This window comes from Mycobacterium scrofulaceum (assembly GCF_002086735.1).
GTDB lineage: Bacteria > Actinomycetota > Actinomycetes > Mycobacteriales > Mycobacteriaceae > Mycobacterium > Mycobacterium scrofulaceum.
The window spans coordinates 39545-53178 of record NZ_MVIJ01000040.1 but is presented as its reverse complement, the minus strand read 5'-3'; the positions used below and the strand labels follow the sequence as shown (position 1 = coordinate 53178).

The window sequence follows — 13634 nt, the reverse complement described above, 5'->3', positions numbered from 1 at the left end:
GCTGGGATGCCCTGGCCGGGTCGGCGGCGCTGGCGGCGATCTACCTGCTGGTGCACGTCGTCGCGCCGGCGGGGATGGGGGCCGGGGACGTCAAGCTGGCGGTCGGCCTGGGCGCGCTGGCCGGCTGTTTCGGCGCGGGGGTGTGGTTCCTGGCGGCGCTGGCCGCGCCGGTGCTGACGGCGCTCGTCGCGGCGGTGTGCCGCGCGCGGGCCGTGCCGCACGGCCCGTCGATGTGCCTGGCCACCGCCGCCGCGATCGGGCTGGCCGTCGGGATTTAAGCCCGCGCCGGGCCCCGTGGGAAGATGTTCGGGTGTTGCGTTGGATCACCGCCGGGGAGTCGCACGGCCGCGCGTTGGTGGCCATGCTCGAGGGCATGGTGGCCGGCGTGGAGGTCAACTCGACCGATATCGCCGACCAATTGGCCCGCCGCCGACTCGGCTACGGTCGCGGGGCGCGGATGAAGTTCGAGCGCGACGCGGTGACCGTGCTGTCCGGGGTGCGCCACGGCGTCACGCTCGGCGGCCCCATCGCGGTCGAGATCGGCAACACCGAGTGGCCCAAGTGGGAGACCGTGATGGCCGCCGACCCGGTCGACCCCGCGGAGCTGGCGAACGTCGCGCGCAACGAACCGCTCACCCGCCCGCGCCCCGGCCACGCCGACTACGCGGGCATGCTCAAGTACGGCTTCGACGACGCCCGGCCGGTGCTGGAGCGGGCCAGCGCCCGCGAGACGGCGGCCCGCGTCGCGGCGGGCACGGTCGCGCGGTCCTTCCTGCGTCAGGCGCTGGGCGTCGAGGTGCTCTCCCACGTCGTCGCGATCGGCCCGTCGGCGCCCTACGACGGCCCGCCGCCGCGCCCGGAGGACCTGCCGGCGATCGACGACAGTCCCGTGCGCGCCTTCGACAAGGCCGCCGAGGAGGCGATGATCGCCGAGATCGAGGCGGCCAAGAAGGACGGCGACACGCTGGGCGGCGTGGTCGAGGTGGTGGCCCTGGGCCTGCCCGTTGGGCTGGGCTCGTTCACCAGCGGGGACAACCGGCTGGACAGCCAGCTCGCCGCCGCCGTGATGGGCATCCAGGCCATCAAGGGTGTGGAGATCGGCGACGGCTTCGAGACGGCGCGCCGGCGCGGCAGCCGCGCCCACGACGAGATGTACCCCGGACCCGACGGTGTGGTCCGCTCGACCAACCGCGCCGGCGGGCTGGAGGGCGGCATGACCAACGGGCAGCCGCTGCGGGTGCGCGCCGCGATGAAACCGATCTCCACCGTGCCGCGGGCGCTGGCCACCGTCGACATGGCGACCGGCGACGAGGCCGTCGCCATCCACCAGCGCTCCGACGTGTGCGCGGTGCCGGCCGCCGGCGTCGTGGTCGAGGCCATGGTGGCGCTGGTGCTGGCGCGGGCGGCGCTGGAGAAGTTCGGCGGCGACTCGCTCACCGAGACCCGCCGCAACATCGAGGCCTACCAGCGCGCCGTCGCCGATCGGGAAGCGCCGGCCGCCCGGGGTACCGCGTAATGGCGCCCAGGGCGGTGCTCGTCGGGTTGCCGGGCTCGGGCAAGTCCACCATCGGACGGCGCCTGGCCAAGGCGCTCGGCGTCGGGTTCCTCGACACCGACGCGGCGATCGAGCAGCGCACCGGCCGCACCATCCCCGACATCTTCGCCGCCGACGGCGAGCAGGAGTTCCGCCGCATCGAGGAAGAGGCGGTGCGTGCCGCGTTGGCCGATCACGACGGCGTGCTGTCGCTCGGCGGCGGGGCCGTCACCAGCCCGGGGGTGTGCGAGGCGCTCGCCGGCCACACCGTCATCTACCTCGAGATCAGCGCCGGCGAGGGCGTGCGGCGCACCGGCGGCAGCGCGGTGCGCCCCCTGCTGGCCGCGACGGACGAGGCCGAGAAGTTCTCGAAATACAAAGCGCTGATGGCGCACCGGGTCCCTCTCTACCGGCGCGTGTCGACGATCCGTGTGGACACCAACCGCCGCAACCCCGGGGCGGTGGTGCGCTACATCGTGTCTCGGCTGCAGGCGCCCGAGAGCGCCCACGCGGAGGCCGCCACATGACCGCGCCAGTCACCGTGCAGGTGGCCGTCGACCCGCCCTACCCGGTGATCATCGGCACCGACCTGGGCGACCAGCTCGTCGAGCTGCTCTGCGAGCGCCACCGGGTCGCCGTCGTGCACCAGCCGGTGCTGGCGCACACCGCGGAGGCGATCCGAAGCCGGCTGGCGGACAAGGGCGTCGACGCGCACCGCATCGAAATCCCGGACGCCGAGGGCGGCAAGGACCTGCCGGTCGCCGGCTTTCTCTGGGAAGTGTTCGGCCGCATCGGGATCGACCGCAAGGACGCGGTGGTCAGCCTGGGCGGGGGCGCCGCCACCGACGTCGCCGGTTTCGCGGCGGCCACCTGGCTGCGCGGCGTCGACGTCGTGCACATCCCCACCACGCTGCTCGGCATGGTCGACGCGGCCGTCGGCGGCAAGACGGGCATCAACACCGACGCGGGCAAGAACCTGGTGGGCGCGTTCCACCAACCGCTGGCGGTGCTGGTCGACCTGGCCACCCTGGAGACGTTGCCGCACAACGAACTCGTCGCCGGCATGGCCGAGGTGGTCAAGGCCGGGTTCATCGCCGACCCGGTGATCCTCGACCTCATCGAGGCCGACCCGCGGGCGGCGGTGGACCCCACCGGTGACGTGCTGCCGGAGCTGGTCCGGCGCTCGATCGCCGTCAAGGCGAAGGTGGTCGCCGCCGACGAGAAGGAATCGGAGCTGCGCGAAGTCCTGAACTACGGCCACACCTTGGCGCACGCGATCGAACGCAGGGAACGCTACGAGTGGCGGCACGGCGCCGCGGTGTCCGTGGGCCTGGTGTTCGCCGCGGAGCTGGCCCGCCTCGCCGGGCGGCTCGACGACGCGACCGCGCGGCGCCACCGCGCCGTCCTGTCCGCGCTCGGCCTGCCCGTCAGCTACGACCCCGACGCGCTGCCGCAGCTGCTGGAATACATGGCGCAGGACAAGAAATCGCGGGCCGGCGTGCTGAGGTTCGTGGTCCTCGACGGGCTGGCCAAGCCGGGGCGGCTCGCCGGGCCTGACCCGTCGCTGCTGGCGGCGGCGTATTCGGGGCTGTCCGACGACGAGGGGGCCCGATGACCACGACCGTCCGCGTCATCAACGGCCCGAACCTGGGCCGGCTGGGCCGGCGCGAGCCCGACGTCTACGGGGACACCACGCACGAGCAACTGGCCGCACTGATCGAGCGCGAGGCCGCCGCGCTCGGCCTGAAAGCCGTTGTCCGCCAAAGCGACAACGAGGCCCAGCTGCTGGAGTGGATCCATGCGGCCGCCGACGCGGGCGAACCGGTGGTGCTCAACGCCGGCGGCCTGACCCACACCTCGGTGGCGCTGCGCGACGCGTGCGCGGAGTTGCGCGCGCCCCTGATCGAGGTGCACATCTCCAACGTGCATGCGCGCGAGGAGTTCCGGCGCCACTCGTACCTCAGCCCGGTCGCCACCGGGGTGATCGTCGGGTTGGGAGTCCGGGGCTATCTGCTCGCCCTGCGCTACCTGGCGGAGTCCGCCGGGGGTTAGTCCTTGCCGGGCTCGGGCTTGGTGTGCTCGTCGCCGACGGGGCGGATCACCTCGGTCTTGGGGTCGTCGTCGGGCTTGGCGAGCGTTTCGGTCGGGGCTTCCTGCTCCGTGGTGCCCACGGCTTCGGTCGGCGCCTCCCGCTCGGCCGTGGCGACCGCCGCGGTCCGCTCCTCGTGCTGCGCCCCGGCCGCGGGAATCTCCCCGGTCGGCGCGTCGTCACCGCGCACCGCGGAGAACACGTCGGTGTCCGCCCGCTCCTCGTCCGTCCCCGGCCGGCGGGGCGGGGGATTGCGGTCCACCCGCCAGCGGCCGATGGTCACGCCGATGATCCCGGGCAGGAACACGCACAGCGCGGTGAACGCGGCGAACGTGGTCAGCTCGTTGATCAGGCCGCCGGTGTAGAGACCCTTGTACACCAGCGCGATGAGCCAGGACACGGCTCCGGACAGGACCCCGGCCAGCAGACCGGCCAACAGCCAGGTCATCGCCAGATCGCGGCGCCGGTCCGGGTCCGGGTTCGCGATGGCGTCGGCCCGGCCGTCGAAGACCCCCCACACCGCCACGCCGATGATGAACAGAAGCAACAGCACCACACTAAAAAGCCCGGCCTGCGTCTGCCACGCGTTGATCAACGCCCCCTGGAACAAGCGGACCACGACCATCGCCGCGGCGTAGACCAATCCGCGCAACATCCAGCTCCTCATGGGCAATCAGCGTAGCGAGTACCGTCAAGGGTCGTGACACATTCTCAGCGCCGGGACAACCTGAAAGCGCAAATCCGGGCCGGTGGGCTGGACGCGATGCTGGTCAGCGACCTGAACAACGTCCGCTACCTGTCCGGTTTCACCGGATCGAACGGCGCGTTGCTGGTGTTCGCCGACGATCGCGGGCCGGTGCTGGCCACCGACGGCCGGTATCGCACCCAGGCCGCGGAGCAGGCGCCGGGTCTCGAGATCGCCATCGAGCGCGCCCTGGGCCGCTACCTGGTCGGCCGGGCCGCCGACGACGGCGTGGGGCGGCTGGGTTTCGAGAGCAACGTGGTCACCGTCGACGCCTTCGACGTCCTGACCGGCGAACTCGGCGAGCGCAAGGCGGCGACCGAGCTGGTGCGCGCCGCCGGAACCGTCGAGGCGCTGCGCGAGGTCAAAGACGACGGCGAGGTGGCCCTGCTGCGGCTGGCCTGCGAGGCGGCCGATGCCGCGCTGGCCGACCTGGTGGAGCGGGGCGGCCTGCGCCCCGGGCGGACCGAACGCGAGGTGAGCCGCGAGCTGGAGGCCCTGATGCTCGACCACGGCGCGGACGCGATCTCCTTCGAGACCATCGTGGCGGCGGGCCCGAATTCGGCGATCCCGCATCACCGCCCCACCGACGCCGCGCTGGCGACCGGCGATTTCGTCAAGATCGACTTCGGCGCGCTGGTGGCCGGCTATCACTCCGACATGACCCGCACCTTCGTGCTCGGCAAGGCCGCCGACTGGCAGCTGGAGATCTACCAGCTGGTCGCCGACGCCCAGCGGGCCGGGCGGGAGGCGTTGCGCCCGGGCGCCGGCCTGCGTGACGTCGACGGCGCGGCGCGGGGACTCATCGTCGACGCGGGCTACGGCGAGCAGTTCGGCCACGGGTTGGGGCACGGTGTGGGGCTGCAGATCCACGAGGCGCCGGGGATCGGGGCCACGTCGACCGGCACGTTGCTGGCCGGTTCGGTGGTGACCGTCGAGCCGGGCGTCTACCTGCCGGGCCGCGGCGGCGTGCGCATCGAGGACACCCTGGTCGTGCCCGGCGAGGCGGCGGCGACCCGCGGGCAGGCGCCGGAGTTGCTGACCCGGTTCCCCAAGGAGTTGGCGGTTATCGACTAGGTGAACCGCGCGGTTCGGCGGCCCGGGCCGTCCGGGGTAAAGTCGGGTGGCGTGAATGGGGTGGAGCCAATCGAACGTGGGCTGGCGCGCCTGCGGGACTTTCGGTGGGAGCTGAACGCCCAGCCCTTGCGGGAGCTGCGGCTGGAGGTCGACATCGTCTATTTCACCGTCCCGGTGCCGTTTTTCGGCGGGAAGAAGCTGAGCGTGCCCTTCTTGACGATGATCAAGCGGGTGCCCCCTTCGCCGGGCGAACAGACCGAGCCCGGCCGGTAAGGCGAGGGCTTCCCGCCGGCGCCCGACCCGCGGGACCGGGCCGCGTCGCGCTCTAGACTGACGGACAAATTGCAGACGGTCGCGAACGACCGTCCATTCCCTAGGAGATACACCGAACCGTGGCAAGCACCGCCGATTTCAAGAACGGACTGGTGCTGGTGATCGACGGCCAGCTCTGGCAGATCGTCGAGTTCCAGCACGTCAAGCCCGGCAAGGGCCCCGCCTTCGTGCGCACCAAGCTGAAGAACGTGCTGTCCGGCAAGGTCGTCGACAAGACCTACAACGCCGGCGTGAAGGTGGAGACGGCCACCGTCGACCGGCGCGACGCCACCTACCTGTACCGCGACGGCTCGGACTTCGTGTTCATGGACAGCCAGGACTACGAGCAGCACCCGCTGCCGGAAGGGCTGGTCGGCGACGCCGCCCGGTTCCTGCTCGAGGGCCTGCCGGTGCAGGTGGCGTTCCACAACGGGGCCCCGCTGTACCTCGAGCTGCCGGTGTCGGTCGAGATGGAGGTCACCCACACCGAGCCGGGCCTGCAGGGCGACCGGTCCAGCGCCGGCACCAAGCCCGCCACCGTGGAGACCGGTGCCGAGATCCAGGTGCCGCTGTTCATCAACACCGGCGACAAGCTGAAGGTGGACACGCGCGACGGCAGCTATTTGGGGCGCGTCAACGCGTGAGCAGGCCAGCGCGACCCGTTAAAGGGCGCCATCAGGCCCGCAAGCGTGCCGTTGACCTGTTGTTCGAGGCCGAGGCCCGCGGTCTGGGACCGGCCGAGGTCGTCGACGTGCGCGCCACCCTGGCCGCGGCGAACCCCGACGTGGCGCCGCTGCAGCCCTACACCGTCGCGGTGGCCCGCGGGGTCGGCGAACACGCCGCCCACATCGACGACCTGATCAGCTCGCACCTGCAGGGCTGGACGCTGGACCGGCTGCCCGCCGTGGACCGCGCGATCCTGCGGGTCGCGGTGTGGGAGCTGCTCTACGCCGACGACGTCCCGGAGCCGGTCGCCGTCGACGAGGCCGTGCAGCTGGCCAAGGAGCTGTCCACCGACGAGTCGCCGGCGTTCGTCAACGGCGTGCTGGGCCAGGTGATGCTGGTGACCCCGCAGATCCGGGCGGCCGCCGCGGCGGTCCGCACCCACGCGGCCGGCGCGGCGGAAGACGAGGAACACCGGGCGTGACCCGGCTGGAGCTGCGCGCCGTCGTCGCGGGGTTGCTGGCCGCGACGGTGGTGCTGGGTGCCGTCGTGTGCGCCGCGTTCGGGTGGACGATCGTCGCGTCGGCGCTGTCGATCTACGCGCTGGCGGTGGGCGCCTGGCTCTATCACTGCGTCGAACGGCTGATCATGGCCCGCCGCATCAGCACGGTGCGCACCGCCGCCAGGCCGCTGCAGCCGCTGCTCCCGGTGATGGCCGCGCTCATGGGCCTGACCCAGGCCGTGGTGCGGTCGCTGTCCGACGTCACCGAGTTGCCGGTGCGCCGCTGGGACCTTCCGGTGCTGCGCTGGGTGGACGGCACCCGCCCCGGCCGGCGCGTCGTCGACGTTGACGAGGATGACGCCGACGAGGATGACGACGAGCTGAACAGCTGAGGGGAGCTGATGCGAAACGATCACGTCGGCACCGCGGCGGGGTGAGAATACAAGTCGCCCAGAAGAACAGGTGAGGTCATGACTCGATACACCACCCAGCCGCGACGACTCCGGGTCTCCGCGCTCGCGGCGGTGGCCAACCCGTCCTACGCCCGCGTCGACACCTGGAACCTGCTCGACGACGCGTGCCGCCACCTCGCCGAGGTCGACCTGGCCGGCCACGACAAGGCCCACGACGTGGCCCGGGTGAAACGCCTGATGGACCGCATCGCCGCCTACGAGCGGTACTGGCTGTATCCCGGCGCGCAGAACCTGGCGACCTTCCGCGCGCACCTGGAGAGCCTGTCCACGGTGCGGCTCACCGAAGAGGTCTCCATGGCGGTGCGGCTGTTGAGTGAATACGGAGACCGCGCAGGCCTTTTCGACACCTCGGCGCCGCTGGCCGACCAGGAGCTGGTGGCCCAGGCCAAGCAGCAGCAGTTCTACACCGTGCTGCTCGCCGACGACGCGCCCGCGACGGCCCCCGACTGCCTGGCCGAATGCCTGCGCGCCCTGCGCAACCCGTCCGACGACGTGCAGTTCGAGATCCTGGTGGTGCCCAGCGTCGAGGACGCCATCGCCGCCGTCGCGCTGAACGGAGAGATCCAGGCCGCGATCGTCCGCGACGACCTGCCGCTGCGGTCGCGCGACCGGTTGCCGCTGATGAACACCCTGTTGGGGGCCAACGAAGACGTGGACATTCCCGACCGCGCCAACGACTGGGTGGAATGCGGCGAGTGGATCCGGGAACTGCGCCCCCACATCGACCTGTATCTGCTGACCGACGAGTCGATCGCGGCGGGCGACGACACCGAGCCCGACGTCTACGATCGCACGTTCTACCGGCTCAACGACGTCACCGACTTGCACAGCACGGTGCTCGCCGGGCTACGGAACCGTTATGCCACACCGTTTTTCGACGCGCTGCGCGCGTATGCGGCCGCGCCGGTGGGCCAGTTCCACGCCCTGCCCGTCGCGCGCGGCGCCAGCATCTTCAACTCGAAGTCGTTGCAGGACATGGGCGAGTTCTACGGCCGCAACATCTTCATGGCCGAGACCTCGACCACCTCCGGTGGCCTCGACTCGCTGCTCGACCCGCACGGCAACATCAAGAAGGCGATGGACAAGGCCGCGCACACGTGGAACTCCGACCACACGTATTTCGTCACCAACGGCACTTCGACGGCCAACAAGATCGTCGTGCAATCGCTGACCCGGCCGGGCGACATCGTGCTGATCGACCGCAACTGCCACAAGTCGCACCACTACGGGCTGGTGCTGGCCGGCGCCTACCCGCTGTACCTGGACGCCTACCCGTTGCCGCAGTTCGCCATCTACGGGGCGGTGTCGCTGCGCACGATCAAGCAGACGCTGCTGGACTTAGAGGCCGCCGGACAGCTGAACCGGGTGCGCATGCTGCTGCTGACCAACTGCACCTTCGACGGGGTGGTGTATAACCCGCTGCAGGTCATGCTGGAGGTGCTGGCCATCAAGCCGGACATCTGCTTCCTGTGGGACGAGGCGTGGTACGCCTTCGCCACGGCCGTGCCCTGGGCGCGGCAGCGCACGGCGATGGTTTCGGCCGAGCGCGTCGAGAAGATGCTCGCCTCGCCGGAATACGCTGCCGAATACAAGAATTGGGCGGCCGAGATGGAGCGGGTCGACCGGTCGGAGTGGGCCGACCGCCCGCTGTTGCCCGACCCCGCCCGCGCCCGCGTCCGCGTCTACGCCACGCATTCGACGCACAAGTCGCTGTCGGCGCTGCGCCAGGCGTCGATGATCCACGTCCGCGACCAGGACTTCAACGCGCTGACCCGCGACGCGTTCGGTGAGGCGTTCCTGACCCACACCTCGACGTCACCGAACCAGCAACTCCTGGCGTCGCTGGACCTGGCGCGGCGGCAGGTCGACATCGAGGGCTTCCAGCTGGTCCGGCAGACCTACGACATGGCGCTGGTCTTCCGGCACCGCGTCCGGCGGGACCGGTTGATCAGCAAGTGGTTCCGCATCCTCGACGAGTCCGACCTGGTGCCCGAGGAGTTCCGGGCATCGTCGGTGAGTTCCTACCGCGAGGTCCGCCAGGGCGCGCTGGCCGAGTGGAACGAGGCGTGGCGTTCCGACCAGTTCGTGCTGGACGCGACACGGGTCACCTTGTTCGTCGGCAAGACCGGGATGAACGGGTACGACTTCCGCGAGAAGATCCTGATGGAGCGGTTCGGCATCCAGATCAACAAGACCTCGATCAACAGCGTGCTGCTGATCTTCACCATCGGCGTCACGTGGTCGAGCGTGCATTACCTGCTCGACGTGTTGCGCAGGGTGGCAATCGATTTCGACCGCTCCGAGAACGCGGCCAGCGTCGCCGACCGGGCGCTGCACGCGCGCCACGTCGAGGAGATCACGCAGGACCTGCCGCACCTGCCCGACTTCAGCGAGTTCGACATCGCCTTCCGGCCCGTCGACGCGTGCATCTTCGGCGACATGCGGTCGGCGTTCTACGCCGGATACGAGGAGTCCGACCGCGAGCACGTCCTGATCGGCATGGCGGGGCGCCGGCTGGCCGAGGGCAAGACGCTGGTCTCCACCACGTTCGTGGTGCCCTACCCGCCGGGCTTCCCGGTGCTGGTTCCCGGTCAGGTGGTCTCCAAGGAGATCATCTACTTCCTGGCCCAGCTCGACGTCAAGGAGATCCACGGATACAACCCCGACCTGGGGCTGTCGGTGTTCACCGAGGCCGCGCTGGCGCGGATGGAGGCCCAGCGCAGCGCGGCGACGGCCGCGGTCGGGTCCGCGGTGGCCGCCTTCGAGCTGCCCGCGGACGCCTCCGGACTCAACGGCGGGCGCAACGGCGACGGCGCCGACCGCATCGTCAGCGAGGACGCCTCGGCCTAGGGGCTGGGCGGTCAGTTCCGTGGCGGGCCCTGGGGCCCGCCCAGTTCGCCTTGCCGGATCCCTCGTGTGATCTCGTCGCTGCGGGCGGGGCTGCCCGCCGGGGCCGTCTCCGGACAACTGCAGCTCAGCGTGTTGAACGGGCTGGTGTCGGCGCCGGCCGGCACCGCCCCCACCAGCCCCAAGCCCGTGACGATCGCGAGAAAGGCCAGTATTCGTGTGGTCGCGCGGTTGGTGCGGCGCGCAAGGCGTGCAGTACCTGACATGACGGGTTCAGCCTAGGAGGCAGTCGCTGAGAGGGCGCTGAGAAGCGCGCTGAGCTCGGTGTTTCCAGCCGGTCCCCGGCCCTGCAGAATCGGAGGCGTGCAGTTGCCTCAACTCCCGCACTGGGGTATCCCCGCCCGCTCGGCCGCGGTGTCGGCGGCCGTCGTCCTGTGCGCACTCGCCCTGGCCGGCGCGGGGCTGGACCTGACGCTGTATCGGTCGCTGTTGGGGGGTGTCGACTATGCGTCCGCGGAAAGGGTCCGCGACGTGGCGAAGGAATTGCAGTCCGATCCGCCGGCCCGTCTCGACAGCAGCCTGTTCAGCACCGACCAACGGGTGGTCGCGGTCCAGGTGGTCGCCCCCGACGGCAGGGTGATCAGGCGGTCGCGGTCGGCGCCGAGGTCGGCGCTCGTCCCCGTCACCGCCTTCGGCTTCGGCCTGCGGCGGGGGTTGTCCGACGACGCCGTGGCGGGTGACAACATGCGTGTCAGCGGGCAACGCGTGGCCACCGCGTCCGGCGACTACACGGTGCTGGTGGGGGGCGGCAGCCAGACGGTCGAGGCGACGGCGCGGACCGTCGCGCTGCTGTTGGCGGGCGGTGCGCCCATCGTCATCGCGGTGGCGGCGGGCGCGACGTTCTGGCTCGTCCGCCGGTCGCTGCGATCCGTGGACGCCATCCGCGCGCGGGTCGCCGAGATCTCGGCATCGGACCTGGCCGAACGGGTGCCGGTGCCGAACGGCCGCGACGAGATCGCGGCGCTGGCGGTCACCATGAACCAGATGCTGTCCCGGATCGAGGCGGGCCATCGTGCTCAACAACGCTTCGTCGGCGACGCGTCGCACGAACTGCGCAGCCCGCTGGCCACCATCATCTCCGGGCTGGAGGTCGCCGAGGCGCACCCGGATCTGCTCGACGCGGAGCTCGCGGTCAACACCCTGCTCCCCGAGGCGCAGCGCATGCACACGCTGATCGAGGATCTGCTGCTGCTGGCGCGCGCCGACGAGCGAAGGCTGGTGCGCCGCCAAGAAGAGCTCGCCCTCGACGACGTCGCGCAGGCCGAGGTCGCCCGGGCGCGCCGGGACGCGCCGTGCGCCGTGGGCGCCGACACCTGCCCGGTGCGGTGCACCGGCGACCCGGTGGCCATCTCGCGGATGATTCGCAATCTGATGGAAAATGCCGTCCGCCATGCCCGTTCGCGCGTCCACCTGGAAGTCGGCAGCCGCAACGGCACGGCGATCCTCACCGTCAGCGACGACGGCCCCGGAATCCGCGCGGCCGACCGGTCCCGGGTGTTCGAACGCTTCGTGCGGCTGGACTCGGACCGGGCCCGCAGCGGCGGGGGAGCCGGCCTGGGCCTCGCGATCGTCGCCGAGGTCGTCGCCGCGCACGGCGGCACCGTCACCGTCGACGACCGACCGGGCGGCGGGAGCCGATTCAGCGTGTCCCTGCCGCAACGCGGCCCTCACCCCGACAATCGGTAACCGACGCCCCGGATCGTTTCGATGGTGTTGGTGCCGAACGGAATATCGATCTTGCGCCGCAGATACCCCACGTAAACCTCGACCACGTTGTCGGGGCCGTGATAGTGAGCGTCCCACACGTTGCGCAGTATCTCGGCCTTGGTGACGACCATGTCCTTGTTGCGGAGCAGGAATTCGAGCACGCCGAACTCCCGCGGAGTCAACGCGATCGGGGAGGCGCCGCGCTGCACGCTGTGCCGCGCCGGATCGAGCAGCAGGGATCCCGCGGTCAGCACCGCCGGCCGCTGCGGCACGCCGCGGCGCACCAGCGCGCGCAGCCGCGCGACGAGCACCCGGAAGGAAAACGGTTTGGTCAGGTAGTCGTCGGCTCCCAGGTCGAAGGCGTCGGTCTCGTCGTACTCCCCGTCCTTGGCGGTCAGCATGAGCACCGGCGTCCACACGTTGCGCGCCCGCATCCGGCGCAACACCTCGTACCCGCTGTGGCCGGGGAGCATGATGTCGAGGATCACCACGTCGAAGTTGTTGTCGACCGCCTCCCGCAGGCCGTCGACGCCCGTGCCCACGGCCACCACCACGAATCCCTCGGCCTTGAGCCCCCTGGCGATGGTCGCCGACAGCCGCGCCTCGTCCTCGACCAGCAGGACCTTCATGCCGTCACGCCTCTTCGGGGACGGCGCCGGGGTGGCGCCCCGGGCGCTGCGGCAAGACGACAACCAAGGCCACCATGATCGCCGCGATCACCGCCGACGCCAGCGGGCGGCTCAGCGCCAGGCCGCCGTCGGCGACCGGCTTGTCGATGAAGTCGCCGACCGTCGCGCCCAACGGCCGGGTCAAGATGAACGCGACCCAGAACAACGCGACGCGGGATACGGCGGTCCAGTAGTAGAGCGCGACGACCACGGCCAGGCCCGCGGCGAACACCAACGCACCGCGCTCGTAACCGAAGTCGCGGGTGTCGGCGAGCCAGTCACCGAGCGCGGTGCCCAGGGTCTGCGAGAAAGTGATTGTCGCCCAATAGAACGCCTCCACTTTCGGCGTCGAGACGGTGGTCACCGACACGGTGCCCTCCGACCATCGCCACAGGCCCAACGTGGCCAGCAGGCAACCCAGCAGCACCAGCGATCCGCCGGTGTAGCCGATCCCGAGCGATCGGTCGGCGAAGTCGGCCAACGTCGTGCCGAACGTGGTGGAGGCCACGATCGTCGCCCAGTACAGGGCGGCTTGGAAGCGCTCGGCGAGGATCTGAGCGACGACCAGCACCACCAACGCGACACCGAACAGCGCGACCCCCGCTGCGTAGCCCCAGTTCAGGGTCATCGTGACGGTGTCCCCGCCCGTCTCGCCCAACGTGGTCGCCAGAATCTTGACGACCCAGAAGCCCAGGGTGACCGCGGGCACCTTGGTCAGCGCCTGCCGCGAAACGTCATTCATCCACAGTCATCTTCCGGTGTCATCTCCGGTCTCGTCCTTGGGGTATTTCTAGGGTAGCCGCGCTGAGAAAACGCTGAGTCCGCGCATGAGAGTTTCCTGTGTTGAACCTGTGCGAGTCCGTCGTGCGCCGAGTCCACGAAACACCCAGTCCCACAACGGATAACGTGAGACGCACGCCGTCGGCGCAGGGGCGGCCGCCGCGGGTTCGTGATCAAAAA

At 70.8% G+C, this 13634-nt stretch carries 15 protein-coding genes and 1 pseudogene; 12 read left to right on the top strand and 4 right to left on the bottom strand.

Annotation, left to right across the window (positions count from 1 at the left end):
- From BST44_RS21870 to aroQ, 5 genes and pseudogenes are all read left to right on the top strand, one after another.
- Window positions 1-278, top strand: a pseudogene (locus BST44_RS21870) (prepilin peptidase); the annotation flags it as partial.
- Between the two features lie 32 nt (window positions 279-310).
- The gene (gene aroC, locus BST44_RS21865) at window positions 311-1516 is read left to right on the top strand and encodes a chorismate synthase (RefSeq protein WP_083179182.1); all 1206 of its coding nucleotides are present in this window, start codon (window positions 311-313) and stop codon (window positions 1514-1516) included.
- Window positions 1516-2061 carry a shikimate kinase gene (locus BST44_RS21860; protein WP_083179181.1) on the top strand — a complete coding sequence of 182 codons (546 nt, stop codon included), beginning with the start codon at window positions 1516-1518 and terminating at the stop codon, window positions 2059-2061. Before aroC ends, BST44_RS21860 begins: the two co-directional genes overlap by 1 nt.
- Window positions 2058-3149: a 3-dehydroquinate synthase gene (aroB, locus tag BST44_RS21855; RefSeq protein ID WP_083179180.1), complete on the top strand. Its 1092-nt coding sequence runs from the start codon at window positions 2058-2060 to the stop codon at window positions 3147-3149. Before BST44_RS21860 ends, aroB begins: the two co-directional genes overlap by 4 nt.
- Complete coding sequence (aroQ, locus tag BST44_RS21850) at window positions 3146-3586, top strand: type II 3-dehydroquinate dehydratase (protein ID WP_083179179.1); 441 nt, start codon at window positions 3146-3148, stop codon at window positions 3584-3586. Before aroB ends, aroQ begins: the two co-directional genes overlap by 4 nt.
- On the opposite strand, the gene BST44_RS21845 is transcribed toward aroQ, so the two are convergent.
- Window positions 3583-4290, bottom strand: coding sequence for a B-4DMT family transporter (locus tag BST44_RS21845; protein ID WP_208619866.1), 708 nt, complete (start codon window positions 4288-4290; stop codon window positions 3583-3585). The two genes, aroQ and BST44_RS21845, sit on opposite strands and share 4 nt — an antisense overlap.
- 33 nt (window positions 4291-4323) lie before the next feature.
- Between BST44_RS21845 and BST44_RS21840 the strand changes: the two genes are divergently transcribed.
- The 6 genes from BST44_RS21840 to BST44_RS21815 all read left to right on the top strand — a co-directional run bounded on the left by BST44_RS21840 (window position 4324) and on the right by BST44_RS21815 (window position 10242).
- Window positions 4324-5442: a M24 family metallopeptidase gene (locus BST44_RS21840; protein ID WP_083179177.1), complete on the top strand. Its 1119-nt coding sequence runs from the start codon at window positions 4324-4326 to the stop codon at window positions 5440-5442.
- A 51-nt stretch (window positions 5443-5493) separates the two neighbouring features.
- Window positions 5494-5715, top strand: a complete 222-nt coding sequence (locus tag BST44_RS21835; protein ID WP_083179189.1) for a hypothetical protein — start codon at window positions 5494-5496, stop codon at window positions 5713-5715.
- Window positions 5716-5834: 119 nt separating this feature from the next.
- Window positions 5835-6398: an elongation factor P gene (gene efp, locus BST44_RS21830; protein WP_083179176.1), complete on the top strand. Its 564-nt coding sequence runs from the start codon at window positions 5835-5837 to the stop codon at window positions 6396-6398.
- Entirely contained in the window at window positions 6395-6901 is a 507-nt protein-coding gene (gene nusB / locus BST44_RS21825; protein ID WP_083179175.1) for a transcription antitermination factor NusB, read from the top strand. Before efp ends, nusB begins: the two co-directional genes overlap by 4 nt.
- Entirely contained in the window at window positions 6898-7311 is a 414-nt protein-coding gene (locus tag BST44_RS21820; protein ID WP_083179174.1) for an antitermination protein NusB, read from the top strand. The genes nusB and BST44_RS21820 overlap by 4 nt, the downstream gene beginning before the upstream one ends.
- Before the next feature lie 78 nt (window positions 7312-7389).
- Window positions 7390-10242: an aminotransferase class I/II-fold pyridoxal phosphate-dependent enzyme gene (locus BST44_RS21815; protein ID WP_083179173.1), complete on the top strand. Its 2853-nt coding sequence runs from the start codon at window positions 7390-7392 to the stop codon at window positions 10240-10242.
- An 11-nt stretch (window positions 10243-10253) separates the two neighbouring features.
- Here the strand turns inward: BST44_RS21815 and BST44_RS21810 are convergent, their stop codons facing one another.
- The gene (locus tag BST44_RS21810; RefSeq protein ID WP_083179172.1) at window positions 10254-10505 is read right to left on the bottom strand and encodes a hypothetical protein; all 252 of its coding nucleotides are present in this window, start codon (window positions 10503-10505) and stop codon (window positions 10254-10256) included.
- A gap of 58 nt (window positions 10506-10563) precedes the next feature.
- On the opposite strand from BST44_RS21810, the gene BST44_RS21805 reads away from it, so the two are divergent.
- The gene (locus tag BST44_RS21805; protein ID WP_083179171.1) at window positions 10564-11985 is read left to right on the top strand and encodes a sensor histidine kinase; all 1422 of its coding nucleotides are present in this window, start codon (window positions 10564-10566) and stop codon (window positions 11983-11985) included.
- On the opposite strand, the gene BST44_RS21800 is transcribed toward BST44_RS21805, so the two are convergent.
- Both BST44_RS21800 and BST44_RS21795 read right to left on the bottom strand, forming a co-directional pair.
- On the bottom strand, window positions 11967-12635 hold the full coding sequence (locus tag BST44_RS21800; RefSeq protein WP_083179170.1) for a response regulator transcription factor: 669 nt from the start codon (window positions 12633-12635) through the stop codon (window positions 11967-11969). The genes BST44_RS21805 and BST44_RS21800 overlap by 19 nt on opposite strands.
- Window positions 12636-12639: 4 nt before the next feature.
- Window positions 12640-13416 carry a COG4705 family protein gene (locus BST44_RS21795; protein WP_083179169.1) on the bottom strand — a complete coding sequence of 259 codons (777 nt, stop codon included), beginning with the start codon at window positions 13414-13416 and terminating at the stop codon, window positions 12640-12642.
- Window positions 13417-13634 lie beyond the last annotated feature (218 nt).

Bases quoted from the DNA above. Each gene is read 5' to 3' on its own strand.
- BST44_RS21860 (WP_083179181.1), top strand. From the start codon at position 1,516: ATGGCGCCCAGGGCGGTGCTCGTCGGGTTGCCGGGCTCGGGCAAGTCC.
- aroB (WP_083179180.1), top strand. From the start codon at position 2,058: ATGACCGCGCCAGTCACCGTGCAGGTGGCCGTCGACCCGCCCTACCCG.
- aroQ (WP_083179179.1), top strand. From the start codon at position 3,146: ATGACCACGACCGTCCGCGTCATCAACGGCCCGAACCTGGGCCGGCTG.
- BST44_RS21845 (WP_208619866.1), bottom strand. From the start codon at position 4,290: ATGAGGAGCTGGATGTTGCGCGGATTGGTCTACGCCGCGGCGATGGTC.
- BST44_RS21815 (WP_083179173.1), top strand. From the start codon at position 7,390: ATGACTCGATACACCACCCAGCCGCGACGACTCCGGGTCTCCGCGCTC.
- BST44_RS21810 (WP_083179172.1), bottom strand. From the start codon at position 10,505: ATGTCAGGTACTGCACGCCTTGCGCGCCGCACCAACCGCGCGACCACA.
- BST44_RS21800 (WP_083179170.1), bottom strand. From the start codon at position 12,635: ATGAAGGTCCTGCTGGTCGAGGACGAGGCGCGGCTGTCGGCGACCATC.
- BST44_RS21795 (WP_083179169.1), bottom strand. From the start codon at position 13,416: ATGAATGACGTTTCGCGGCAGGCGCTGACCAAGGTGCCCGCGGTCACC.